Source organism: Colwellia sp. MEBiC06753, from assembly GCF_053470325.1.
On sequence record NZ_JBQMTM010000002.1, the window covers coordinates 259,109 to 284,994 of the forward strand.

Here is a 25,886-nt window from a genome sequence, read left to right on the forward strand (position 1 = left end):
TGGCTTTACATTTACCACAAGGAGAAGCAAATGTTTCTTTTGCGCCAACGTAAGCACATACTGCTCAATTCATTGGTCATTACCTGTTTAGGCTTAGTGTCATTACCTAATATGGCAGCAGAGCTAGTTACCGAAGTCGAAGGAATTAGCGAGTACCGCCTTGCTAATGGTTTACAAGTATTATTATTTCCCGATCCCACTAAAGAAACCGTAACGGTAAACGTTACTTATCATGTTGGCTCTAAACATGAAAACTATGGTGAAACTGGAATGGCGCATTTACTTGAGCATCTTGTGTTCAAAGGCACGCCGCGTCATAAAGATATTCCAGCTGAATTAAGTTCGCATGGCGCACGCCCAAATGGCACAACTTGGACCGATAGAACCAACTATTTTGAAACATTTTCTGCTACCGAAGAAAATATAAATTGGGCGCTAGATATGGAAGCTGATCGCATGGTCAATTCTTTTATCGCCAAGAAAGATCTCGATAGTGAAATGACAGTGGTGCGCAACGAATTTGAGCGCGGTGAAAATAGCCCGTCGAACGTAACTTTACAGCGAATGATGGCAACGGCCTTCGAATGGCACAACTATGGCAAATCAACCATAGGTGCGCGTTCAGACTTAGAAAATGTCAATATTGAGCGCCTACAGGCATTTTATAAAAATTATTATCAGCCAGATAATGCCACATTAATTGTTGCTGGTAAGTTTGAAAATAAAGCGATGCTGGCACTTATTGAGCAATATTTTGGCGTTATTCCAAAACCTGAACGAGTGATTCAGCCGTTATACACTCAAGAACCAGCACAAGATGGTGAGCGAATTGCGACCGTACGTCGAGTGGGTGATGTGCAACTTGTAGGTACTATGTATCATGTGCCTGCGGGCTCGCACCCTGATTTTGCAGCGTTAGAAGTAGCGACAGAAATTTTAGGCGCTAGCTCTACCGGTCGCTTGCATAAAGCGCTGGTGGAAAACCAATTGGCTAGCCGTACATTTGGCTTTAATTTTCAATGGCAAGAGCCGGGTGTCGCACTATATTTTGCCGAAGTGGACAAAGATGCCGATTTATCAAAAACCGAAGCCGCGTTAAATGAAACAGTTGAAGGTCTAGCGGCGAAACCGTTTACCGAAGATGAAGTCGAGCGGGCTAAACGAACGATCGCCAAAAATATCGGTTTAACCTTTAATTCTTCTGAACAAGTTGCATTAGGGTTAAGTGAGTGGGTTGGTATGGGCGATTGGCGATTATTGTTTTTAAATCGTGATCGCATTGAGCAAGTAACATTAGCCGATGTACAGCGAGTTGCGACCACTTATTTAGTACAAAATAACCGAACAACTGGCCGCTATATACCAACTGAGAAACCTGAGCGTGTTGAAATCCCTCAGGTTGAAAGTGTTGCAGCTATGCTCGAAGGGTATAAAGGAAAAGAAGCGGTCGCGCAAGGCGAGGCGTTTGAGCCTAGCCATGACAACATTGATCAAAGAACACAAATAGTTTCGTTAAATAACGGCATTAAACTGGCAATGTTGACTAAGAAAACGAGAGGTGAGTCTGTTGTTGTATCAATTGCGTCGCAGATGGGCACGTTAGAGACCTTAAAGAATAAAGGCTTAGTAGGTGAATTAACTGGCGCTATGTTAATGCGAGGCACGCAAAAGTTAACACGTGAGCAGTTAAAAGATGAGTTTGATCGCATTAAAACCAGTGCTAGCGCTGGCGGCTCGGCTGAAGGCATTTTTGCTAGCGTTCAAACTGACAAAACTAACTTGTTGGCGGCCATTGAATTGATTGCGCAAGTGTTAAAATCTCCAGCGTTTGATCAAAAAGAGTTTGACCAGCTGATTTCGACCACCGAAGTGGATATTGAGCAACAATTACAAGATCCTCAAGCAATAGTGTTTAGAGAGTATTCTCGTAAGCAAAGCCCATTTGAACCATCGCATCCGCGCTATGTGGCGACCATGGTAGAAGAGTTGGCAGCATTAAAGCAAATAAAACTCGAACAGTTAAAAGCATTTCACCGCCAGTTTTATGGAGCTAACCATATGCAAATTAGTGTGATTGGTGATTTTGACGAGCAACAGGTAGTAGAAGCGCTTAATAAATTATTTGGCCACTGGCAGTCAGATAGTCGCTATCAGCGTATTACCCAGCCTTATCAAAAAATGACGCCTGAAAATAAAGTGTTTGATACACCAGACAAAGAAAATGCTGTGTTTGTTGCTGCCACTAGTTTGCCGGTAGGAATAAATAGCAAAGATGCACCGGCTTTAGAGTTGGCCAATTATATTTTTGGCGGTGGCTTCCTCAATAGCCGTTTAGCGACACGTTTACGCCAACAAGATGGCTTAAGTTATGGGGCAGGCTCGTTTGTTAATATGAGTGGCAATGATGAACGAGCGTCAATGGGGGCGTATGCGATATGTGCGCCGCAAAATTTAGCCAAGGTTGAAGTAGGATTTAAAGAAGAGTTAGCTAGGCTGATTAAAGATGGCTTTACTGAGGCAGAAATTGCTTCGGCTAAATCTGGCTTATTGCAAGGTAAGCGCGTGAGTCGTTCACAAGACAAAGAGTTAGTAGGTAAACTCAATAGCAATTTGTTCTTTGATAAAACCATGCAATTTAGCAAACATTATGAGCGGGACTTGGCGGCATTAACTGCTGACGACGTTCATCAGGTGGTAAAAAAATACTTTAAAGTTGATGACTTCAGTATTATTAAAGGTGGTGACATGAGTAAAGTTGAATAAACTTGCTTAAACTTGTGTTAATCGTAAAGGCTATCGTATTGATAGCCTTTTTTTATGCCGGAAAATGAAATGCTTTAGCCAGCTAATTTCAAACTTAACTGAATGATTTTTTCATATATTCATTGAGTAACTGGGCTAAATATAAGCGTGTTGCCTGAATTATGTTCAAACAAACAAAAAAGCTAAAAAACTGTTTGACATATTTTTTATATCCATTAATATTCGCACCCACTGGTGAGATGGCCGAGTGGCCGAAGGCGCTCCCCTGCTAAGGGAGTATACGGTTTGTAGCCGTATCGAGGGTTCAAATCCCTCTCTCACCGCCATTTTTCTTTTAATCTTCATTCCTACGGAATGTGAAATAAAAGAATGCGACGGACGCGTAGCTCAGCTGGATAGAGTACCTGGCTACGAACCAGGCGGTCGCAGGTTCGACTCCTGCCGCGTCCGCCACTTTTTTACTAAAGTGGTTTTTCGCAAAATAGCAGCTAATATTAAGGCTGGTTAAAGAAGTTAATATACCGCGAATATGTAGTTAAGTTAGAAAGTTTATTTGACTAAGATGGCTACGAACAGGTTCGCTATCCCTAACTCGGGATATAAAATATTGATTGACCGCGGACGCGTAGCTCAGCTGGATAGGCAGTATGCTTGACTAAGATGGTTACGAACAGGTTCGCTATCCTTATCTCGGGATATAAAATATTGATTGACCGCGGACGCGTAGCTCAGCTGGATAGAGTACCTGGCTACGAACCAGGCGGTCGCAGGTTCGACTCCTGCCGCGTCCGCCATATTTAAGGAAGCCGACTATTGGTCGGTTTTTTTATGCCTATCTGCCACTTCAGATATAAAACTAAAGTGAACGCGATATTAATCGCTATCCCTAACTCGGGATATAAAATATTGATTGACCGCGGACGCGTAGCTCAGCTGGATAGAGTACCTGGCTACGAACCAGGCGGTCGCAGGTTCGACTCCTGCCGCGTCCGCCACATTTAAGAAAACCGACTTTATAGTCGGTTTTTTTATGCCTAATTTTTAGGTTGTTCAAACTCTATTACTAGGGCGATGTTCAGCTTGGCTTAAGGGGTAGCTCAGCTGGATAGCTTTTTGTTTGTTATTTACGAGAAGAAAAGCTGGCTACGAGCAATTCTATTCGGTCGCAGGTTCGACTCCTACAGCAATCGCCACATTTAAGAAAGCCGACTTTGTAGTCGTTTTCTTTCTTTAATTTTTATCTTCTCTCTTCTCTCTTACCTCTTATCTATTTGAGATTATTTAAAAGTCTTTAGTGCAACTTGTTTCCAATTTTGTCTCGCTTTAGCACTTAGTTTTAGCGCTTAGTTTTAGAGCTTAACTTTAGAGCTTAGTTTTAGCTCCTAGCCTTAGTATCTAGTTTTAGCGGAAATAGTACCGGGTGCTATTTCTGAATTTCTGTTAATTTACTATTCCAATGTTTAGCTGTTTAACGATTAACAGAGGTCATTACAAATCAGTGATTAATTGCTATGGTTAATTGAAGTTTCAAAAAATTTTAATGATTAAAGTAATGACATAAAAGTGACGTATTCAATAACGCTGAATACAAAATAAATTGGATACAATATGCTGTTTTGTGGTTTTTCCAGCTTATAAATGGTTTTTAAATATAAAATATTGTATACAAATTCTGTTTTTCCGAAATTTTCATTGAATAAATATCAAAATATTATGAATTTTTATCAATAAACGTTAGTGGTGTGCTTGACTTAGAGTTTTTTTAATAATCGTTCAATTTTTATTTGATTTTTGATTATTGGAGTGATTATTCTAATGTTAATTAAATAAATAAAAGAGAGTAACAAATGGAGTCATTAGGAGAGCTGTTTATCGAAGCTGGCACCTTAATGTTAGCAGGCATGGTATTTGTCTTTGCATTTTTAGGGATATTAGTCGTTGTGATTAATACGGTGTTAGCGCCACTGGCTAATAAATTTCCCGATCCAGTTGCACAATCTGTGACTCGTTCTAGAGTTAATAAACCTGTTGAAACTAATGGTGTATCGCCGTCTGTTGTGGCCGCAATCTCGGCAGCTGTTTCGCAATACCGCCAAAAGAATAAAAAATAATAAATAGGAGTTAGGTTATGACAAAGCCATTAGGTATCACTGAAGTTGTATTAAGAGATGGGCACCAGTCTTTACTTGCCACCCGATTACGTTTGGAAGATATGCTGCCAATTGCTTCAAAATTAGATGAAATTGGTTTTTGGTCAATTGAATCATGGGGCGGTGCCACATTTGATTCGTGTATTCGTTATTTAGGCGAAGATCCATGGCATCGCATTCGTGAGTTAAAAAAAGCGATGCCAAACACTAAGCAACAAATGCTATTTCGTGGGCAAAATATTTTAGGTTATCGCCACTATGCTGATGATGTTGTAGAAAAATTTGTTGAGCGTGCACACATTAACGGTGTCGATGTTTTCCGTATTTTTGATGCAATGAATGATGTACGTAATTTACAAACTGCCATTAAAGCGGCAGTTAAAGTTGGCGCACATGCTCAAGGCACCTTGAGCTTTACAGAAAGCCCTGTGCATACGCTAGATGGCTGGTTAACCATGGCTAAGCAATTAGAAGATATGGGGGCGCACTCGTTGTGTATTAAAGATATGGCGGGCTTATTGAAGCCTTACTATGCGCAAGAGCTGATCAGCAAACTTAAAGAAACTGTGTCGCTACCTATTGCTTTGCACTGTCACGCGACTACAGGTTTAAGTGTTGCTACTCATATGAAAGCAATTGATGCTGATGTCGATGTTATTGATACCTCTATTTCATCAATGAGTATGACCTACGGTCATTCACCAACAGAAACCATTGTTTCGGCTGTTGAAGGTAGCCCACGAGATACAGGGCTAGATATGCAAAAACTTGCAGAAGTAGCCGCTTACTTCCGTGATGTTCGGGAAAAATACGCCAAATTTGAAGGTAGCTTAAAAGGGGTCGATGCTCGAATTTTATTAGCTCAGGTTCCTGGCGGTATGTTAACTAATATGGAAAGTCAGTTAAAAGAACAAGGCGCAGCTGATCGCTTAGATGAAGTGCTCACTGAAATTCCAAAAGTTCGTAAAGACTTAGGCTATATTCCATTAGTTACACCAACTTCGCAAATTGTTGGTACTCAATCAGTATTAAATGTATTAACTGGCGAACGTTATAAAACCATTACTAAAGAAACTGCTGGGGTGCTAAAAGGTGAATATGGTTCAACCGCGGCACCAGTCGATGCAGAACTTCAAGCGCGTGTGTTAGATGGTGGTGAGGCAATTACTTGTCGCCCAGCTGATCTATTATCGCCAGAAATGGATAACCTAACAGCAGAGCTTGAACAATTAGCAAAAGAGAAAAATATCATGCTTGCTGATGACAGTATTGATGATGTTTTAACCTATGCCTTATTCCCACAAATAGGGCTTAAATTCTTAGAAAATCGCAATAATCCAGATGCTTTCGAACCAAAACCATCAAAAGAAGATGTTGTTACTCAAGCGCCCAAAGGCTCTCCAGCCGCGGCTGAGAGCTACGCAGTCAGCGTTGATGGTAAAGTCTATGATGTTGTTGTTGGTCCAAGCGGTAGTGTTACATCGGTGGCGCAAGCTGCTGATGCTGCAATTAAGCAAACGGCTTCTGTAAGCGCTGAAGAAACGTTAAACGCACCATTGGCTGGAAACATTTTCAAAGTATTGGTTCATGAAGGTGATGAAGTGGCCGAAGGCCAAGTTGTGTTGATCATGGAAGCGATGAAAATGGAAACCGAAGTTCGCGCGGTAGCGGGCGGCAAGGTGGTTAGCTTGAATGTACGTGAAGGTGACTCAGTTGCCGTTGGCGACGTGTTGTTGAGCTTAGCGTAGAGGTAAACATGGAACAATTGCATACGTTATGGATGTCGACTGGCCTTGCCAACTTCGAGCTAAGCCAAGTTATCATGATGTTAGTGGGCTGTGGCTTACTTTATTTAGCTATTGCTAAAAACTTTGAACCCTTGTTATTAGTGCCAATTGGTTTTGGCGCTATATTAACTAATATTCCAGTAGCCGGTTTCTCTGAAGCTGGCGGTTTACTGCACTATATCTATGATGTTGGCATAGATACAGGTATCTTCCCGCTACTTATCTTTATGGGAGTAGGGGCGATGACTGACTTTGGTGCGTTAATCGCTAACCCTAAAACCTTATTCTTAGGAGCTGCTGCTCAGTTTGGTATCTTTGCAACATTATTTGGCGCAATCGCGCTAAATGCGATCCCTGGCTTTGAATTTACCCTACAAGATGCCTCGGCTATTGCTATCATTGGTGGCGCTGATGGCCCAACTGCAATCTTCTTAGCATCAAAATTAGCGCCTGAGTTGCTGGGAGCTATTGCGGTGGCAGCTTATTCATATATGGCCTTGGTGCCGATTATTCAGCCACCAATTATGAAGCTATTTACCACTGAAGAAGAACGTAAAATAGAAATGGCACAGCTGCGCCATGTAACTAAGATTGAGAAAATCATCTTCCCACTGGCAGTGTTGTTAATGACCATTCTATTTTTGCCAGCAGCTACGCCACTAGTGGGTATGTTCTGTTTAGGTAACTTGATGCGGGAAAGCGGCGTGGTTGATCGGTTAAGTTCTACTGCTCAAAATGAGTTAATTAATATCGTTACTATCTTTTTAGGTTTAGGCGTTGGTTCTAAATTAAGCGCGGATAAATTCTTAAACGTAGAAACTTTAGGTATTTTGGGGTTAGGTGCAGTGGCTTTCTCTATCGGTACTGCGTCAGGCGTATTAATGGCGAAACTTATGAATAAGCTAACAAAAGAGCCGATTAATCCGTTAATTGGTGCTGCTGGCGTATCTGCGGTACCTATGGCAGCACGTGTTGCTAATAAGGTTGGTTTGGAAGCTAACCCGCATAATTTCTTATTAATGCATGCCATGGGGCCAAATGTTGCTGGTGTACTTGGATCAGCGGTTGCTGCTGGTATTTTACTGGCATTGGTTGGGCCATAACCTAGTTGGCAATGAGATTAACTAATAAATTAATTAGCTAAGTTAGGATAAATAAAAAGCCTTAAGTGAAAACTTAAGGCTTTTTTAATTTAAGGTGAAAAATTTAATTACGGGTGTAATTTAAAATGCTGCCAGCTATCAGCTGATTTTTCAAAGCATAATCTGTCGTGCAATCTACTGGCTCTACCTTGCCAAAACTCAATGTATTCAGGTTTCACTCGCCAGCCGCCCCAAAAATCGGGTAGTGGCACTTCACCTTCTGAAAATTCTTTTTGGAAATGGCTTACGCGATCCGTTAATTCGTGTTCATATTGAAAGCGTTGGCTTTGTTTTGATGCCCACGCACCTATTTGGCTTCCGCGATCGCGACTATGAAAATAATCGGCTGACTGCTGTGCTGAGACTTTTTCTACTGTCCCTTCAATACGCACCTGACGTTGCAGAACATTCCAGTGAAATAGTAGCGCTACATTTTGGTTTTCTAATAATTCCTGACTTTTACGGCTGCCGTAATTGGTGTAGAAAACAAAACCATCACTATCAAATGATTTTAGTAAAACCATACGTGAACTAGGTTTGTCTTCGCGATTACAAGTGCTAACAGACATAGCCTCGGGCAACAGAATACCTGACTTATTGGCTTCATCAAACCAGGTTTCGAATAAAGTAATTGGGTTAGTATTTTCGTTAAGGGCTGGTAAGGGTAAAGCTACACCTTGACCAAAGGTCAACAAGCAGCGTATTTTTTCCAAAAAAGTCATGATGTTCACTGAGCTAACAAAGATAGCTAATGTTAACTCATAACACAGAATACTCGCTAGCATTTCGGTACGCTAGCGAGTGACTAGTTTAAATTAAGTGCTTAGTGTTGCTTCATATAATCAAGCGTAAGATTCGTAAGCAGTTTAACGCCCAACTTCATACCGCTTTCATCAATTTTAAACTCAGGGGTGTGATGACCTGGTGCTTCACTTGCCGGAATATCTAAGCTTTTACCACCAACGAATAGGTATAGCCCTGGCACTTGTTCTTGGAAGAATGAAAAATCTTCCGCGCCAGTCACGGCTTTAGTTAATCTGGTGTTATCTTCACCCGCAGTCGCAACTAATGTTGGTAGCATTTGTTGCATTAGCGATGGATCGTTATAGGTAACAGGGTATTGGTAATCCAATGGTAAAGTTACCTCTGCCGTGGTGTTCATGCTGGCTGCAATGTTTGAAGCTTTACGATGTACTGCTTCATGAATATGCTTACGAATTTCTGGATTCAGTGTTCTTATGGTGCCGACTAACTCCACTTCACTCGGAATAATGTTTGAACGATTACCACCGTGGATCATTCCTACTGTAACTACTGCTGCACTGTCTACTAGTTTCACTTCACGGCTAACTATGGTTTGTAAACCCATGATAACTTGTGCGGCAGATACAATAGGATCGGCACTTAACCAAGGATAAGCACCATGAGATTGCTTCCCTTTAATAACGATTTTATACGGATCCACTGCAGCCATGATACCTTCTTCTTTATACTCAACCGCACCAACGTCAAGGTCTGAACTGATATGTAAGCCAAAAATAACGTCTACATCTGGATTTTTTAATACGCCTTCTTTGACCATTATTTCTGCGCCTCCAACTTCTCCTGCAGGTGCGCCTTCTTCTGCTGGCTGGAAAATAAACTTAACTTTACCGGAGAGTTGGTCTTTCATCGTGGTTAGGATTTTTGCGGCGCCCATTAACATTGCAATATGCGTATCATGACCACAAGCATGCATTACGCCAACGTCCATGCCATTGTGGGTAGACTTTACTTTAGACTCAAACGGCAGACCGGTATTTTCCGTTACAGGTAAGCCATCAATATCGGCTCGTAGTGCAACAACAGGCCCAGGCTTGCCTGAATCTAATACTGCAACTACACCAGTTTTGGCGATACCTGTCTGTACATCGAGCCCTAGCTCGGTTAAGTATTTGGCAATAGTCTTAGCTGTTTCAAATTCGCGATTGGATAATTCAGGATATTGGTGGAAATGACGGCGCCACTTGATCACTTGCGGTTCAATAGATGATGCCATCTCGGCGACATTTTCTTTAAGTGGATCGATTGCTGCAAACGCTTGGCAACAAAAGGTAATAGTCGAAGCTAATAGTAGTTTTTTCATGGTGGTAAAGTGCTTGTTGTTATCAGTTACTTTACCTTACTGCAAAGTTAAGAAATTATCTAATAGTGATAATGGATAATTAAAATCACTTAGTTAACTAATCTAGGCTAAGCTAGGTTAAACGTCCCAGTCATTCGAGTCATCAAGTAGCTCTTTTAAGCGTTTTTGCTCTAATAATTCATCAATACGCTTTCTAACTTTTGTATGTTTGATTGACTCTTCATTTAGCGGAAAATCCTGTTCAAAATCAGCAGAATCTTTGCTGTTGACTATGTTGTTGCTAAAGTTATAAGACATTGTTTTATTCCTATATTTACAGCCAAATTAATGCGCCCAGCTGATGAGCAACTAGGCGGCATTAATTTGAACATAGGCAACAATTTTATATTTTTCAAATTTTTATTTTGCCATTACTCCCAGCCAGCAACATGACTCATATCTGGCAATTTATGGGCAATACCTTTGTGACAATCAATACAGGTTTTTTCGCCGCTCGCTAACGATGTTGAGTGCATTTCAGAGGCGCGCTTACTTTGTACCGTAAAGTCCATATAATCAAAGTTATGACAATTCCGGCACTCTAAGGAGTCATTGGCTTTTAAACGTCGCCACTCGTTTTCTGCTAAGCGTCGGCGCTGAGCCAGAAACTTTTCCCGAGTATTAATGGTGCCGAATATTTTGCCCCACACTTCTTTAGAAGCCTGCATTTTACGTGCTATCTTATCGGTCCATTTATGAGGAACATGGCAGTCTGGGCAAGTGGCTCGAACCCCAGAGCGATTGGTAAAGTGAATGGTAGGTTTTAGCTCCTCGTAAACGTTATTTTCCATCTCGTGGCAAGAGATACAAAAGGTTTCGGTATTGGTTACTTCTAGTGCGGTGTTAAATCCGCCCCAAAAAATGATCCCCGCTAAAAAGCCACCCATCACCAAAAAGCCTAAGCTGTAATGGATACTCGGCTTTTTAATGGTTTGCCAAGCAATTTGAATAATTTGTTTCATTAGCAACCCCTACTTTTTAGCCGAGTTTTGTTTTAGCAAGGTGTGCATATCAACAAAGGTGTTTTCAACCAAAGGTTTTGATTGATATTGGTTGACATGGCATTGGTTGCAGAAATAACGTCGTGGCGAAATTTCAGCGAGAAAATTGCCATCCCGATCCATATAATGAGTAACACTGACCATTGGCGCCTGTGAATCTTGGGTGCGCTGCCGGCTGTGGCAAGACATACATTTGTTGGTATTTAAATTCACCTCGTAATTACGTGTGGTATGCGGAATAACCGGTGGCTGCATTGGGTAAGTACGTTTTTGTTTAATATCATTATTTTTGACATTGGCGATTGCGGAAGGCTGAGCTTGCGTATCAATCGCGGTATTGTCTCTTAATGTTGCGATATTTTGTTGTGCCAAGCTTGCAGGAAGCAATAACATGATCACAACGATAGTTAATAGTTTAGTGAATATGTTCATCTTCTTGCTCCTAAGCTTTGACCACGCGGACTGCGCACTTTTTAAAGTCGGTTTCTTTAGACAACGGATCGGTTGCATCAAGGGTGACTTTATTAACTAATCGGCTAGCATCAAACCAAGGCATAAATACTAATCCTTTCGGTGGCTTATTTCGTCCTCGGGTTTCAACCCGAGACTGTACTTCACCTCGACGTGACTGAATGGTAACTAAGTCGCCTCGTCTCATTCCTCTGTCTTTCGCATCGTCTGGGTGCATATAAAGCAGGGCATCAGGCATTGATTGATACAGCTCAGGCACTCGTTGTGTCATTGAACCAGAATGCCAATGTTCAAGTACTCGACCAGTCGATAACCATAAGTCGTATTCTTCGTCCGGAGACTCAGCCGCTGGTTCATAAGGTAGGGCGAATATCACTGCCTTGCCATCAGGTTTGCCGTAAAATTCAAAGTCGCTGCCTTCCGTGACATAAGGATCATAACCTTCTTTAAATCGCCACAAGGTTTCTTTACCATCAACTACCGGCCAGCGTAAGCCACGCTCTTGATGGTAGCGATCATAAGGCGCTAAATCATGTGCTTTACCTCGACCAAATGTCGCGTATTCTTCGAATAAACCTTTTTGCAGATAAAAACCAAAATGGCGGGCATCATCATTAAGGGCTTCGGTGCCTACTTCGTTTAGTGAGAATCTATCTACTTGACCATTGGCGAATAACACTTGGTATAAAGTTTTGCCTTTATAGCTAGGGTTTTTGTTAAGTAGTTCGTCATCCCAAACTTCATTAGTTTTAAAGCGTTTGGAAAATTCGACTAATTGCCATAAATCTGATTTTGCGCCTTTAGGCGCTTCAACCATTTGATACCACGCTTGAGTGCGGCGCTCGGCATTACCGTAAACCCCTTCTTTTTCTACCCACATAGCGGTGGGTAAAATTAAATCTGCTGCTTGTGCTGTCACCGTTGGATACGGATCTGACACTACAATAAAGTTTTTGGGGTTGCGATATCCTGGGAAGCCTTCTTCATTTATATTGGCAGCGGCTTGCATATTGTTATTACATTGCACCCAATAAAAATTCAGTTTGCCGTCTTTTAACATGCGGTTTTGCAGTACGGCGTGATACCCCGGTTTAGGTGGAATAGTGCCAGAGGGCAGCTTCCATATTTTTTCGGCCATAGCGCGATGTTTCGGGTTGTTTACTACCATGTCTGCAGGTAAGCGGTGAGCAAAGGTACCAACTTCTCGTGCGGTACCACAAGCTGATGGCTGGCCAGTTAAAGAAAACGGACTGTTACCTGGGGTTGAAATTTTTCCGGTTAGTAAATGAATATTGTACACCAAGTTATTTGCCCATACACCGCGGGTATGTTGGTTAAAGCCCATCGTCCAGAATGAACAGACTTTACGTTTAGGGTCGGCATAAAGTTCGGCTAGTTCATTGAGCTGATTTACTGAAACTCCCGATAATTCTGAAACGTATTCGGCTGTGTACGTGCTGACAAATTTTGCATATTCTTCAAACTTTATTGGTGTTGAACCACCAGATTTATTAGCCGCACTATTTTTAGCTTGTTGCTCAAGCGGGTGTTCAGGGCGCAAACCATAGCCAATGTCAGTATTACCTAAGGCAAAATTAGTATGTTTATCAACAAAGCGCTTGTTAACTCGGTTGGTTTGAATAATGTAATTGGCAATAAAGTTTAATATCGCTAAATCTGTTTGCGGAGTAAAAATCATGCCATTATCGGCTAGATCAAAACTGCGATGTTTATAGGTTGATAGCACAGCAACTTTGACATGAGGGGCGCTAAGTCGGCGATCAGTAATGCGTGTCCATAAAATAGGATGCATCTCTGCCATATTCGAGCCCCACAACACCATAGCATCGGTTGCTTCTATATCGTCATAACAGCCCATTGGTTCGTCGATACCAAAAGTGCGCATAAAGCCAACCACCGCTGAAGCCATACAGTGGCGAGCGTTAGGATCAATATTATTGGTTCTAAAACCAGCTTTCATTAATTTTGCCGCGGCATAACCTTCCTGCACTGTCCATTGACCTGAACCAAACATGCCAATAGCGGTTGGGCCACTTTCTTTTAAAGTGGCTTTAGCTTTTTCAGCCATAATGTCGAATGCTGCATCCCAACTAATGGGGGTGAAATCACCTTCTTTGTGGTATTCACCATTTTTCATGCGCAGCAATGGCGTGGTTAAGCGGTCTTTACCGTACATTATCTTGGATAAAAAATAGCCTTTAACGCAGTTTAAGCCTTTGTTAACTGGCGATTTTATATCACCATGAGTAGCAACTACTTTACCATTCATTACACCCACGTTAACGCTACAACCGGTACCGCAAAATCGACAAGGTGCTTTGTCCCATTTTATTTTAGTAGCATCTGATGTTGTTATGATATTGGATGCCTTGCTCGGAACAGAAATTCCAGCAACCGCTGCGGCTGCGGCTACAGCGTTTGCTTTAATAAATTCTCGGCGATTAATAGTCATATTTATTCACCTCAACAGTGTCTTTGTTAATGTAGGGGGCGTTATTTTCGTTTAGGAATTGGTGGTAAACTGGCGAAATAGTGTAGAACTGATCGGTTAATCGAATTTGATCGATAATTTGAGCGATAGCTTGTTGGCTGTTACCTTCAATAGTAAAAACAATTTTGCCAATTTCATTTTTGCCATGCACTTGAGCACCGTCAAACCGCTCTATTAAGCTGACACTGTGGTCAATTTTCGCTGGCGGGCTATGCGCGATAAAACTGGCAATATGATATTCTTGTTGCGGGCAAGTGTTATTCATACATTTCTCCGGCAAGTTCGATTGCTGATTGCGGACAGCTACTTAAGCAGGCTCCACAAAGCGTACAATCAATTTGATTTATTTCGGGTGTTGGTATTGATTGTTTGTATTGAAAAACGATAGCTTCCGGCTCACAAACATCTCGACAGCTTTGACAATAAATTTGATGTTTAGCCAAACAGTTATTATTTATTTCGATAGATATAGGCCACGGTTTTTCCATAGCCTGTTGTGCTTTAGGTAAAAATAGCGTTTCTTGACAGGCATTGTGACAATTGCCACAAAAAGTACATTCTTCGGAAGTTAGATCGACATAAGGAAAACCTTGCTCATCTTTTTTAATTACTTGAGTTTCACAGCTTTCGATACAGGCTTGGCACTGAGTACAGCCATTGATAAATGCTTCCTCACTGATCACCCACGGAAGACGTAATCTTGTGGGAGAGTGGCTTGCTGCTAGTTGACCTTTAAAGAGCCTGCGACGGGATGGATTGCTGACAGTTTCTATTGATTTAGACATCTCGAACCCTAGGAGGTTGGTGGGCCAATCAGTAACTGGCTGATCCAAACTATGAACCCGTAACCGCCGACGATAGCCACCGCAAGAATTGGTGCTAAAAAAATTGCCAGAAAAACAAAGGTATTGCGTTCATATTGTTTTTGCTGAATATCTTCTTGACTATTTTCCATATTCATAAGCTATTCCTGCTGATTAAAATATTGTAATCATTTGATTTGGTTAGAATAATCAATGAATTTCACCAAGGTTGTAAACAGGGTGTTAATTCGTACTTTTAGCTAAGTTTAGATTACAATAGCATTTTTTCACGAAATCAGCGCAAAAAAATGAAAAATGTTTCGCCAAGCCTCTGGCGACAAATGTTGTCGACAAAATTAGCTTATAAGCAGCATAGAACTGCCATATTTCTACAAGGTGATTTTGCTTGGGCGCAAGTTTTCGTGGAAAGTGCTGATATTAAGCCTGTAATGATGTTTTCTGATGATGAAAGTGCAGAAAATACCGTGTCTAGCAAAACCTATCGTCACCATTTGGGTACAGAAAATCAGGCAATATTTTTTGCAGATGGCAACTTTAATGTCGATGCGTTTGCGGCGTTGTCGGGCACACTTGTTGCCGGTGGTCGCTTTTATATCTGGTTACCAACGAACATAAGTGAACAAAACTCTCCTTATCTTAAGCGTTTACTTACTATTGCCAGTGAAAAACCTGACATTTATTGGCTTGAGCAAGACAAATCTTTGCCAAAGATCGATCTGGATTTTGCTAATGATAACGGGTTAAGTACTAATGTTTTACCCACTGTAGCTAAACTTTCAATACCAAAGCCTTTAATTACACAGCCTTCAATAACAAAAGGACAGTTGTCGGCGATTAAGCATATAGTTAATGTCGTAACCGGTAAACGCAACAAGCCTTTCGTGTTAACCGCCGATCGTGGTCGAGGAAAATCAACCGCGTTGGCACTAGCCGTTGCCGAGCTTTTTCGTGAAAGTACTCGGGCGCTTAAAATTGTGATTACGGCCCCTCATCAAATGGCATTATCGGTGTTTTATCAGCATTTAAGACATCAATTGCCTGAAGCAAGTTTTACTCATTTATCTGTGCATTTTCGCGAACATCAATTGCAGTTTTTACCGATAGATGAACTGATTAACCTGCGGCCAACGCTTGATTTATTGCTCATTGATGAAGCTGCTGGCGTGCCAGTGTATTTATTAACAGAGCTTATGAAGCACCATCATCGCATGGTATTTTCGTCCACTATTCATGGTTACGAAGGTGCTGGGCGAGGATTTACCGGCAAGTTTTTACCTCTGCTTAAGCTATATGCTCATACGGTCAATACTTGGCAATTAACTGAACCTGTACGTTGGGCAAACGGCGATCCACTAGAAACACTTATTTTTGAAACCTGCTTATTAAACGCTGAACTGCCAGAAAGCCCTATTCAAGAGGGAGATACTCCTGACGTTAATCAACTCACTTATCAATATTTTCAAGGGAAAGAGTTACTAGAAAATGAAGTCTTGCTCAGGCAAATATTTGCGATATTAGTTACAGCCCATTATCAAACCAAACCTAGCGATTTAAAGATGATGCTAGACGATCCGCTCATTTCTGTGATGGTGCTTAGCCAAAATGTTAGGGACAATACAACGCAAAATAAAGCGCAAATACCACTAGCGGTGGCGTTGATAATTGCTGAAGGAAACGTTGATACCGAATTAGCTAGCCAAATAGTAGCAGGTAAGCGCCGAATCAAAGGGCAACTTATTCCTCAGGCATTAACGCAACAGCTATTGGTTGATAATGCTTTTAACTTCAATTATTTGAGAGTTATGCGGATTGCGGTACACCCAGAGCTTCAAGGTCAAGGGCTTGGTAGTATGTTATTAAGCGCTGTCGAACAGTATGGAGAAGCTCAGCATATTGACTTTATTGGCACTAGCTTTGCGGCTAATGAACAAGTGGTGAAGTTTTGGCATAAAAGTGGCCATGTACCCGTTAAGCTAGGGTTTAACCGTGATGCTTCTAGTGGTGAACATTCATTAATAATGCTTAAGCCGTTAACAAGGCAGGCTAGCGATCTAAGCCATTCTTTATCTGCTGAGTTTCACCATAACTTTCGCTTATGGCTAACTGATGAATTTAAGCACTTACCATTAAATTTAATTCGGCTTTTGCTGTCACTTGCTGATGTTAAGGATATTCCTGAGCTAACGGCTCGCGATTTAGCTAAGCTTGCAGCGTTTAAGCATAATGTTCATTTATTTAGTGTTGCTCGTGAAGCTATCAGCACTTGGTTGTTACGCCAATGTACCGATCAAAGTTATACCGTTGTTACTACGCATGCTAATAAAAATCTGGATAAGCCAAGTGGTGATAAGCTAAGCCCGCTTATTGCTAAGTGCTTATTATTAAAATCAGATAGTGAAATTTGTCAGCAATTTGGCTTTACTGGAAAAAAAGCGTTATATCAGTATTTTCAGCAGTTGTTGATCAGCTGAGTTTTGATAGGCATTAATCAATGTTACCAGCCAAGTTTCAAGCCGCTCAGTATTTGAATTAGCTGAAATCACTGCTAACCTCCAAGGTTTTTTGTGCTGGTATCAAGCAATGATTGCCAAAGCACTTGTTTGGCATTTTTATCTAAGCAGCGACAATCACACCCTTTGAGTTCACCTTGGCAAATAAGTTTGATCAGCAAATCACTGGCTAGCTCAATTTTTACTTTTACTGGTAATGACGGAGAAATAGATGGCATAGTCTTGATCCCTCAACAATAATCGTGGTTAATAACTTAACGACAAACTTTTTCATTTGCAAATGACAATTATTATCATTTTGTAACTAGATTAACTAGTGCCGTGAATAACTCAAGGCATTTTTGGGTAAATCTAAGCATAGTGTTGAACAGCATGGTATTGAACAACTTGGTTTTGAACTTAGGTTTGAACAGTATTGTTTTGAACACTGGTTTTGAAGATATTTTAAAAATAGGAATATGATGGCACAGTCAACGCAGCCAATTATTGAAGTACAGCACTTGGTTAAGCGCTATAAAGATATTAATGCCGTAGACGATATTAGTTTTTCTATAACGTCAGGGGGATGTTTTGGTTTACTAGGTCCAAATGGCGCAGGTAAAACCACCACTATCGAAATTATTGAAGGTATTATTCCCGCTACTTCTGGCAAAGTGTTGTACAAAGGGCAGGCGGTTACGGCTGACTTTGCCAATGAAATTGGCATACAATTTCAACATACCGCGCTGCAAGATTTTTTAACGGTTAAAGAAACGCTATCGTTATTTGGCTCGTTTTACCAACATACTTTATCGCAAGAGTTGTTAATTGAACTGTGTGATTTAAAAGACTTTCTCAACCGTGATAATCGCTTGCTGTCTGGCGGTCAACGCCAACGATTATTGCTGGCTTTAGCGCTGATTAACGATCCGGAAATTATCTTTTTAGATGAACCTACCACCGGCTTAGATCCACAAGCACGCCGTAATTTTTGGCAACTAATTAATAATATTAAGCAGCAAAATAAAACCGTAGTGTTAACGACTCATTATATGGATGAAGCCGAGCAGTTATGTGATCAAATTGTGGTGATGGACAATGGCAAAATTATTGAACAGGGTGAACCACAATCACTACTGAACAAGCACTTTGGTCAGGTTTTTATTTACTTACCACGCCAACAAGTGCCAGAGGCTTTACTTAATGCTAAAGGCTGGCATGTGCGTGGCGAGCAAGTGGAAATTGCCACTAATCATGTAGAGGCCACCATCAGTGAATTAATTCAGCAGCAAGTTTCACTTGAACAATTACATGTAAAGTCGGCGAATTTAGAAGACTTGTTTTTGAAGCTAACCGGTCATTCGTTGAGGGAATAATTATGTTTAATCTTGGGCGTTTTTTTGCGGTATTTAAAGCGCGAAACTTGGAGTTTTTTCGAGATAAATCATCGCTTGGCTGGAATATTATTTTCCCAGTGCTGTTGCTTGTTGGCTTTTCTATCGTGTTTTCTAATGACGATAAAGCCATTTATAAAGTAGGGGTGTTAGATCAAGCGCCGGTAACACATAGCTTTTTAACCACGAAATATATCGACTTTATTTACTATGATGATGCAGACAACGCCAAAGCATTGTTGACTCGCCACAGTGTTGATTTGCTGGTTGATTTTTCAAAACAAACCTTGTGGTATAACGAGCTTTCGGCTAATTCGTATTTTACTCGGCAATTATTGTTAGCCAGTGCTCCAAATTTCACAACCGAGAAAGTAACAGGCAAGGCCATTCGTTATGTTGATTGGGTATTGCCAGGCATACTTGGGATGAACATGATGTTCAGCTGCTTATTTGGCGTGGGCTACGTTATTGTTCGCTATCGAAAAAATCATGTATTAAAGCGGCTTAAAGCCACGCCATTATCTGCGTTAGAGTTTGTTTCTGCGCAGCTTTGCTCACGGTTATTTATTGTAACTTGCATGTCATCGCTGGTGTTTATTGGCTGTAATTTTATCTTCGATTTCTTTATGCTCGGCAGCTATTTAGATTTGCTATTAGTGGCCGTGCTTGGTGCCTTTAGTCTAATTACTTTGGGCTTATTAGTGGCGGCTAGAAGTAAAAGTGAAGAGCTCATTGGCGGTTTATTAAATTTAACCTCTTGGCCAATGATGTTGTTATCGGGTGTTTGGTTTAGTTTAGAAGGTGCGCCTAATGCCGTGAAGGTTGCTGCAGATTTTTTACCATTAACTCACTTAGTGGCGGCAGCAAGAAAAATTATGGTGGAAGGAGCGAGCTTAGTTGACGTTAGTTACCATATTAGTGTGTTGGTGCTGATGTCAGCTATTTTCTTAAGTCTTGGTGCTTATTTGTTTAGTTGGAATACTGAACGTTAGTTAATAAGTTATTAAATTAACCTAAACCTCTTACTGGCTGACATGCTCAATTAACTTAACCAGTTGCGTAATTTTGATATTACTGAGCTGACGATAATCAAAGTAAGGGCAAATTATGATCTTTTTTTGCTGATGGTAAGCAAAAAACTCATTTAGCCAAAAACAGTGTTGAGCGATGCCTGTTTTATCAGCATATTGCTTACCCATAATGATATGAGTTTTATCACTGGTTAAGCGATCAAATTCAGGCTTGTTAAACAGTAAGCATTGCTCGCTTCCTGCTTGTAGTAAGCTGTTGTCGCGCAATGCTTGCCAACTTGCATAGCGCTGAAAATTGCTTTTTACATTTTCGCTCTTTAGATCATTAATTTTTTGATCATTGCTAGGATTCTTTGCAGGAGCGTTTGAAGCGATACGCTCAAATGCTAACTTTGCCAATACATTAAATATTTTTCGCCAATGATTGCCTGTTTGCTCGGCAATTAGAAAAACCTCACCGTCACTCATTGCATGCATGTCATCTAACTGCTGATAAAGCGGCAGTGGTGGAACATTTTCAATGTAGATATATATTGGGGCGGATAAATCGCCTAGGCCATAGTAATGCATGAAGTGTTGGTCTGTACTCGGTAATGGAAATATTTAGTAGTAATATTGATTGTTAACGGTTATTGTTAAAGTTTATTGGTTTTAAAAGTTAGGCAATAAAAAACCCGGTCATTACCGGGTTTTAACATATTAGCTGAATTTCTAGCGCTTAAAATTCATCTAACATATATTCCAACGAATCTTCGTATATCCTCAATTCTTTTTCAAGTTGGAACTTTTCTTTCAGTTGTTCAATCTCACGCCACTTACGTTTTTTATTAGTACTTGCTTTGGATTTCGGTTGCTGTTCGAACGAATCCAATACTGCTTGAAGTTTATCCATGGAATGCTCCTTTTATCTACAACTGCATCTTTTTAATATCATAACTGCGCTGATAATAAAATAGTTTTTGTGATATTTCTTTTACAAAAAGATGAAATTTTTTAACTTAAAATTACCGGTGATAAAACGTCGTTAAATGTTGTTGATATTTGTCAAGAAGTTAGGGTCTGTTGATCTTTCATTTTAGTCTCTGCTATAGGCTAATTTTTAAGATGACAAGGCGAACGGAGTGTAATGTAGTTATTCTACATTAACTATTTTCAACGCAGTTAGGTTGAAAATTAGCCATAGCCCTTCGGGTTGTTTTGAAAAAGTGTCACTCTTTGTTGCTTAATATGCATTTGGAACAACCAAACTTTATATTAAGCGCCGCGATTGACCGCTTTTTCAAAAACAACAGCGTTATAAACTGAAAGGTTAACAGGCCCTAGCTGGAATTGTCGCATTTGAACAATAAAAAGCCCGCAAATTTAGTATAAATTTGCGGGCTATTAACTGAAGAATTTAAACTAGAATTCTTAAACTAATTCAGCTAACTGGGTTTCCAGTTTTTCTTGATCAACTGCAAAGTTGCGAATACCTTCGGCTAGCTTTTCTGTGGCCATAGGATCTTGGTTCATTGCCCATCTGAATGCTGATTCAGTAAGCGCTGCACTTGGTGCAGTTTTTGGTTGTTCTGCATTTAATTGCTTAACAACCGTTTCGTTACTTGCTGCTAATTCATCCATTAATTGTGGTGAAATGGTTAAGCGATCACAGCCAGCTAGTGCGAGCACTTCGCCAGTGTTTCTGAAGCTTGCGCCCATGACCACAGTGTTGTAACCCTGTGCTTTGTAGAAGTTATAAATTTCGGTTACTGACACTACGCCAGGATCTTCTAGCGGTGCATATTCTTTTTTATCAGTATTGGCTTTGTACCAATCTAAAATGCGGCCGACAAACGGTGAAATTAAGTAAACGCCAGCTTCAGCACAAGCTTGAGCTTGAGCAAAACTAAACAATAAGGTTAGGTTACAGTTTATGCCTTTTTTCTCTAATATTTCAGCCGCTTTTATGCCTTCCCAAGTTGATGCAAGTTTGATCAAAATACGATCATTGCTAATACCTGCTTCGTTATAAAGCGCAATTAACTTTTCGGCTTTAGCGACACTAGCCGCAGTATCAAACGAAAGGCGAGCATCAACTTCTGTTGAAATGCGACCCGGCACGACTTTTAAAATTTCTAAACCGATCAGTACCGATAACTTATCTGCGGCATCTAGCACTTGCTGTTTGGCATCGTTAGATTGCGTTTTCGCCCATTCACAAGCTTGAGTTAATAACGCTTGATAAGCAGGTAAGCTAGCCGCTTTTAATAATAGTGATGGGTTTGTTGTTGCATCTTGTGGTTGAAATTTGGCAATTGCTTCTATATCACCAGTATCGGCAACAACAGTAGTCATTTGTTTTAACTGTTCTAGTTGGTTCATGGTTTTACCTTAATTGGGAAATTAGTGGGAACATTGACGTTATTCCAATTGAATTAAATAGCGACAACAACCAGCGAGCTTGTTGTGTAATCGACAATGACTTCCCTTTTTAAACTTGTAGTATATTTATCAAATTTTATTGGTACTGCATACCAGTTGCTTAAGATTAAATCGGAATTGTTAAGAATAATTGATCTTTTTCAGTTAAATTGTCCTGTTATTGTCATTTTTAGCAAAAAACTGATGTGGTATAGTGGCTTAATTTTTTATTAGTACAGGTCGCTTTATGTTAATTGTTGTTTCTCCTGCCAAAAACTTAGATTACGAATCGCCGCTGGCGACAAATGAATTTTCACAACCAGAGTTGTTAGACCATAGTCAGGCGTTAATTGACGTTTGTAAAACGTTAACACCAGCAGATATCAGCTCGTTAATGGGAGTTAGTGATAAAATTGCTGGTCTTAATGCGGCTCGATTTGGTCAGTGGCAAACCCCGTTTAATTCCGATAATGCTCGTCAGGCGGTTTTAGCCTTTAATGGTGATGTTTATACAGGACTTGATGCAGCAAGTTTTACAGATAAAGACTTTATCTTTGCTCAGCAGCATCTACGTATTCTGTCTGGCTTATACGGTTTATTAAAGCCGTTAGATTTAATGCAGGCTTATCGCCTAGAAATGGGCACAAAATTAGCCAATCCGCGTGGCGATAATCTTTACCAGTTTTGGGGCGATATTATCACCGACAAAGTTAATGAGGCATTAGCTGCGCAAGGTGATGATGTGCTGATTAACCTAGCATCTACCGAATATTTTAAATCTGTAAAGAAAAAACAATTAAAAGCAACGGTGATCACGCCATCATTTAAAGATTGGAAAAACGGTCAATATAAAATGATCAGTTTTTTCGCGAAAAAAGCTCGCGGCTTAATGGCGAGATATATTATCGAAAACCAATTAACCAGTGTTGAACAGTTAAAAGGCTTTGATGTGGCAGGTTATGAGTTTAATGAATCATTAAGTAAAGGTAATGATCTAGTGTTTACCCGAAAGCAAGAAGATTAATTGCTGCCAACATAGTTTTTAATCAATAGAGTGGCGTGCAATAAAATTGAACTTCGTTTTTTTGCATGCTTGCTACACTTTTTATATATCCAATTAAAAACATATCCAGTTAAGTTATTGGTTGAAAGGAGACACCATGTTATCAATCTTAGCTAAATTGCTTAAAGCGTTAAATTCTGAAAGCTCGACAAGGCAAATTGCCGCTGCTGTTGCGTTAGCGTTTATTTTTGCTTTATCTCCGCTTGTTTCACTGCAAGCTATCGTATTGTTATTTATTGTACTTTTAGTCAGGGTTAACTTGAGCGCTTTCATCGTTGCTGCAACTTTATTTAAAGGCCTTGCCATTATTATTTCACCGATCACGGTTAATGTTGGCGAATGGCTACTTACCTCAAATGCAACGAGCGGCTTAATGGCAAGCTTATACCAGTTTGATTGGTTTAAACTGGCACAGTGGCATCATACTTATAACTCAGGGGCGTTATTACTTGGCTTAGTATTGGCCTTGCCTATTTACTGGTTAACTAAGACCTTGGTTGAAAAATATCGCGTGAATATCAAAGCATATTTCGAGCAATTGGCTGTAGTTAAAGCGTTAAAAGCCACTCGTATTTTCCAGCTCTATCAACAGCTTCCATCAGCAGGGGACAGATAATATGCGTTATATCAGATGGCAAGGTGCTATAGCTTTTATTGTTATTAGTGCACTAATTCTCGGTATTTTATTGTTGGCATCAGGGCCGGTTGCTAAAATGCTGATTGAAAAATATGGCGCAGAATATACCGGTGCAGAAGTTAATGTTGAAAAAGTGTCAGTGGCATTAATGCCATTAACCTTAACTATTGATGGCTTACAGGCAACCGATCCGAAAAAGCCAAGCAATAATATGGTCAGCTTTAACCAAGCATTGGCTAGTGTCGAGTTTTGGCCATTAATTTTTGGCAAAACCATTATTGATCAGTTAACCGTTGAATCATTGGCTTTCGGTCAAACTCGGGCATCCATTGGCGAGGTGTACCGGCAACCAGAAGAAACGGATGACGCTGGACAATCGTTTAATTGGCTTGACGATATTCAACAAAACCTACCGTCGCCAAAAGAGCTATTAGCTAATGCAAATTTAAAAACAGTTAAACGAGCTCAAGCCTTTGAGCAAACTTACCAGCAGCAACGAACTGACTTTAAGAATATTAAGCAGCAATTACCTGACGCTGAAAAGCTAAAAAGTTATGAGAAGCGAGTTGAAGCGTTAGCTGATGTAAAAGTAAAAACGCTGGAAGATTTAGAAAAGATCAAAACCGAGTTTGATCAACTTAAGCAAGAGTTTAAAAAAGATAAAGCGCAAGTAAAATCGGTGCAAGAACAGGTAGTTGCAGCTAAGCATCAAATTACGGAAGAACTTACCGCGTTAAAAAATGCGCCATCAGAAGATTGGCAAGATATCTCGTCAAAATATCAGCTTGATACCATAGAATCTGAAGACTTTGCTCACCTTTTATTTGGTGAAAAAGCGCGAGAATATTATCAGTGGGCAGATATTATTTTCGAGCATGTTAAGCCGCTTATCAATAATAAATCAGGTGAAGAACCAACGAGTGCGCCAGTTGATTCCGGTAGTAAAGGTCGTTTCGTCTATTTTGATGAAGAAAATCCTACGCCAAGTTTCTGGTTGAAAAAAGCTGATATCTCAATGGCGCAGGGCGAAGCAACTTATATCGCTAATTTGACTAATATTACGCATCAGCATTGGCTGATTGGCCAGCGCTCAACAGTTAAGGTTGCCGCTGATAATAAAGCAAACATTGGTGCGGTTAAGCTTAATTCAGACTTTGCTTTTGATAGTAACCAATTACTTAGCGCTAATAGTGATTGGAATGTCGCGGAATTTCCGCTAAATAATATTGAAATTCAACAGTCGTCCAAGTTTAACTTAAACCTAGTATCTGCGTTATTAAAAGTGGCGGGCAACATGTCCATTGACCAAGGACAACTAAGCTTTAACAGTGATTTTGCTTTGATGAAAAATCAGTTTACCGGCGGTGCTGAATCTAAACTGGCTAACGTGCTAATAGATACCTTGAAAAACACGCCATCGTTATCAATGGATTTATCGGCAACAGGTAATTGGCTGTCACCAAGTTGGCAGTTATCGTCTGATTTAAATGGTTTATTAGCTGGCGCATTTAAACAGCAGGCATCAGCTAAATTAACTGAGTTTAAACAAAAGTTACAGGTTGGCTTAAATGCCAAACTAGGTGACAGTTTATCACTTGCCGAAGGTGAATATGCCCAGTTGCTGGATTTAGAAACCTTAATTTCAGACTCTGACAAAGCGCTTGAAAACCTTGCTAACAGTGATGTGGTTAAGCAGCAAAAGAAAAGATTGGAAGAGAAAGCCAAAGATAAACTTAAAGATAAGCTAGGCAAATTATTTGGTAACTAATGGCTTTATCAGTCGCTCAGCTAGCTGGTTAAGTAGTCGTTAAGTTAGTAGCTTAAGTTAGTAGCTTAAGTTAGTAGCTTAGGTTAGTAGGCTCGTTCAGCACTGCAGTTTAAACCACTAAATTGAATTAATCGTAAAAAAAAGCCCACATAACGTGGTAATACCGATCAGTTAGGCATTTATTTACAGATCAATTGAACGATCTTCTGAGTATGTAAAAATCCGATAAACATTGTTTATCGGATTTTTTATGCTCGTTTCTCAAGCCCTAGATGTCATTAATCATTGGA

23 protein-coding genes and 4 tRNA genes are annotated in these 25,886 nt (G+C 40.3%); 14 read left to right on the top strand and 13 right to left on the bottom strand.

Going from position 1 to position 25,886, the window contains the following annotated elements; genetic code table 11:
• Nucleotides 1-30 precede the first annotated feature (30 nt).
• From ACOB82_RS03010 to ACOB82_RS03045, 8 genes are all read left to right on the top strand, one after another.
• Nucleotides 31-2,763, top strand: coding sequence for a M16 family metallopeptidase (locus tag ACOB82_RS03010; protein ID WP_448211461.1), 2,733 nt, complete (start codon nt 31-33; stop codon nt 2,761-2,763).
• 233 nt (nt 2,764-2,996) lie between these two features.
• Nucleotides 2,997-3,089, top strand: a tRNA-Ser gene (locus tag ACOB82_RS03015).
• A gap of 50 nt (nt 3,090-3,139) precedes the next feature.
• Nucleotides 3,140-3,216 (top strand) — tRNA-Arg (locus ACOB82_RS03020).
• 264 nt (nt 3,217-3,480) lie between these two features.
• Nucleotides 3,481-3,557: transfer RNA gene (locus ACOB82_RS03025), tRNA-Arg, on the top strand.
• A 124-nt stretch (nt 3,558-3,681) separates the two neighbouring features.
• Nucleotides 3,682-3,758 (top strand) — tRNA-Arg (locus ACOB82_RS03030).
• An 852-nt stretch (nt 3,759-4,610) separates the two neighbouring features.
• A complete protein-coding gene (locus tag ACOB82_RS03035) occupies nt 4,611-4,874 on the top strand; it encodes an OadG family transporter subunit (protein ID WP_448211462.1) in 264 nt (87 codons plus the stop codon).
• Between the two features lie 17 nt (nt 4,875-4,891).
• The gene (gene oadA / locus ACOB82_RS03040) at nt 4,892-6,661 is read left to right on the top strand and encodes a sodium-extruding oxaloacetate decarboxylase subunit alpha (RefSeq protein ID WP_448211463.1); all 1,770 of its coding nucleotides are present in this window, start codon (nt 4,892-4,894) and stop codon (nt 6,659-6,661) included.
• An 8-nt stretch (nt 6,662-6,669) separates the two neighbouring features.
• Complete coding sequence (locus ACOB82_RS03045; protein WP_448211464.1) at nt 6,670-7,803, top strand: sodium ion-translocating decarboxylase subunit beta; 1,134 nt, start codon at nt 6,670-6,672, stop codon at nt 7,801-7,803.
• A gap of 107 nt (nt 7,804-7,910) precedes the next feature.
• Here ACOB82_RS03045 and pdxH read toward each other — a convergent pair whose 3' ends face one another.
• From pdxH to napE, 9 genes are all read right to left on the bottom strand, one after another.
• On the bottom strand, nt 7,911-8,564 hold the full coding sequence (pdxH, locus tag ACOB82_RS03050) for a pyridoxamine 5'-phosphate oxidase (RefSeq protein ID WP_448211465.1): 654 nt from the start codon (nt 8,562-8,564) through the stop codon (nt 7,911-7,913).
• A gap of 101 nt (nt 8,565-8,665) precedes the next feature.
• On the bottom strand, nt 8,666-9,880 hold the full coding sequence (locus ACOB82_RS03055; protein WP_448211488.1) for an amidohydrolase: 1,215 nt from the start codon (nt 9,878-9,880) through the stop codon (nt 8,666-8,668).
• A gap of 204 nt (nt 9,881-10,084) precedes the next feature.
• Nucleotides 10,085-10,264: a PA3496 family putative envelope integrity protein gene (locus tag ACOB82_RS03060; protein ID WP_448211466.1), complete on the bottom strand. Its 180-nt coding sequence runs from the start codon at nt 10,262-10,264 to the stop codon at nt 10,085-10,087.
• 113 nt (nt 10,265-10,377) lie between these two features.
• Nucleotides 10,378-10,968, bottom strand: coding sequence for a cytochrome c3 family protein (locus ACOB82_RS03065; RefSeq protein ID WP_448211467.1), 591 nt, complete (start codon nt 10,966-10,968; stop codon nt 10,378-10,380).
• Nucleotides 10,969-10,977: 9 nt separating this feature from the next.
• Nucleotides 10,978-11,439 carry a nitrate reductase cytochrome c-type subunit gene (locus ACOB82_RS03070; protein WP_448211468.1) on the bottom strand — a complete coding sequence of 154 codons (462 nt, stop codon included), beginning with the start codon at nt 11,437-11,439 and terminating at the stop codon, nt 10,978-10,980.
• A gap of 10 nt (nt 11,440-11,449) precedes the next feature.
• Entirely contained in the window at nt 11,450-13,951 is a 2,502-nt protein-coding gene (gene napA / locus ACOB82_RS03075; protein ID WP_448211469.1) for a nitrate reductase catalytic subunit NapA, read from the bottom strand.
• Nucleotides 13,941-14,255, bottom strand: coding sequence for a chaperone NapD (locus ACOB82_RS03080; protein WP_448211470.1), 315 nt, complete (start codon nt 14,253-14,255; stop codon nt 13,941-13,943). Before ACOB82_RS03080 ends, napA begins: the two co-directional genes overlap by 11 nt.
• Nucleotides 14,248-14,775: a ferredoxin-type protein NapF gene (gene napF / locus ACOB82_RS03085; RefSeq protein WP_448211471.1), complete on the bottom strand. Its 528-nt coding sequence runs from the start codon at nt 14,773-14,775 to the stop codon at nt 14,248-14,250. The genes ACOB82_RS03080 and napF overlap by 8 nt, the downstream gene beginning before the upstream one ends.
• Nucleotides 14,776-14,783: 8 nt before the next feature.
• The gene (gene napE / locus ACOB82_RS03090; RefSeq protein ID WP_448211472.1) at nt 14,784-14,951 is read right to left on the bottom strand and encodes a periplasmic nitrate reductase, NapE protein; all 168 of its coding nucleotides are present in this window, start codon (nt 14,949-14,951) and stop codon (nt 14,784-14,786) included.
• A 150-nt stretch (nt 14,952-15,101) separates the two neighbouring features.
• On the opposite strand from napE, the gene ACOB82_RS03095 reads away from it, so the two are divergent.
• Nucleotides 15,102-17,285 (top strand): GNAT family N-acetyltransferase, encoded by a 2,184-nt coding sequence (locus tag ACOB82_RS03095; protein ID WP_448211473.1) that lies wholly within the window; start codon nt 15,102-15,104, stop codon nt 17,283-17,285.
• 74 nt (nt 17,286-17,359) lie between these two features.
• Here the strand turns inward: ACOB82_RS03095 and ACOB82_RS03100 are convergent, their stop codons facing one another.
• Nucleotides 17,360-17,542: a hypothetical protein gene (locus ACOB82_RS03100; RefSeq protein ID WP_448211474.1), complete on the bottom strand. Its 183-nt coding sequence runs from the start codon at nt 17,540-17,542 to the stop codon at nt 17,360-17,362.
• 243 nt (nt 17,543-17,785) lie between these two features.
• Here ACOB82_RS03100 and ACOB82_RS03105 point away from each other — a divergent pair, with 243 nt between their 5' ends.
• The gene (locus ACOB82_RS03105) at nt 17,786-18,679 is read left to right on the top strand and encodes an ABC transporter ATP-binding protein (RefSeq protein WP_448211475.1); all 894 of its coding nucleotides are present in this window, start codon (nt 17,786-17,788) and stop codon (nt 18,677-18,679) included.
• Nucleotides 18,680-18,681: 2 nt separating this feature from the next.
• A complete protein-coding gene (locus tag ACOB82_RS03110) occupies nt 18,682-19,689 on the top strand; it encodes an ABC transporter permease (RefSeq protein ID WP_448211476.1) in 1,008 nt (335 codons plus the stop codon).
• 30 nt (nt 19,690-19,719) lie between these two features.
• On the opposite strand, the gene ACOB82_RS03115 is transcribed toward ACOB82_RS03110, so the two are convergent.
• From ACOB82_RS03115 to tal, 3 genes are all read right to left on the bottom strand, one after another.
• Nucleotides 19,720-20,298: a DUF6942 family protein gene (locus tag ACOB82_RS03115; RefSeq protein ID WP_448211477.1), complete on the bottom strand. Its 579-nt coding sequence runs from the start codon at nt 20,296-20,298 to the stop codon at nt 19,720-19,722.
• 148 nt (nt 20,299-20,446) lie between these two features.
• A complete protein-coding gene (locus tag ACOB82_RS03120) occupies nt 20,447-20,620 on the bottom strand; it encodes a DUF3545 family protein (protein WP_448211478.1) in 174 nt (57 codons plus the stop codon).
• Nucleotides 20,621-21,138: 518 nt separating this feature from the next.
• The gene (gene tal, locus ACOB82_RS03125; RefSeq protein ID WP_448211479.1) at nt 21,139-22,089 is read right to left on the bottom strand and encodes a transaldolase; all 951 of its coding nucleotides are present in this window, start codon (nt 22,087-22,089) and stop codon (nt 21,139-21,141) included.
• Nucleotides 22,090-22,375: 286 nt separating this feature from the next.
• On the opposite strand from tal, the gene yaaA reads away from it, so the two are divergent.
• From yaaA to ACOB82_RS03140, 3 genes are all read left to right on the top strand, one after another.
• The gene (yaaA, locus tag ACOB82_RS03130; RefSeq protein ID WP_448211480.1) at nt 22,376-23,152 is read left to right on the top strand and encodes a peroxide stress protein YaaA; all 777 of its coding nucleotides are present in this window, start codon (nt 22,376-22,378) and stop codon (nt 23,150-23,152) included.
• Between the two features lie 136 nt (nt 23,153-23,288).
• Nucleotides 23,289-23,807 carry a TIGR03546 family protein gene (locus ACOB82_RS03135; RefSeq protein ID WP_448211481.1) on the top strand — a complete coding sequence of 173 codons (519 nt, stop codon included), beginning with the start codon at nt 23,289-23,291 and terminating at the stop codon, nt 23,805-23,807.
• A 1-nt stretch (nt 23,808) separates the two neighbouring features.
• On the top strand, nt 23,809-25,596 hold the full coding sequence (locus ACOB82_RS03140; protein ID WP_448211482.1) for a TIGR03545 family protein: 1,788 nt from the start codon (nt 23,809-23,811) through the stop codon (nt 25,594-25,596).
• The last annotated feature ends 290 nt before the right edge of the window (nt 25,597-25,886 follow it).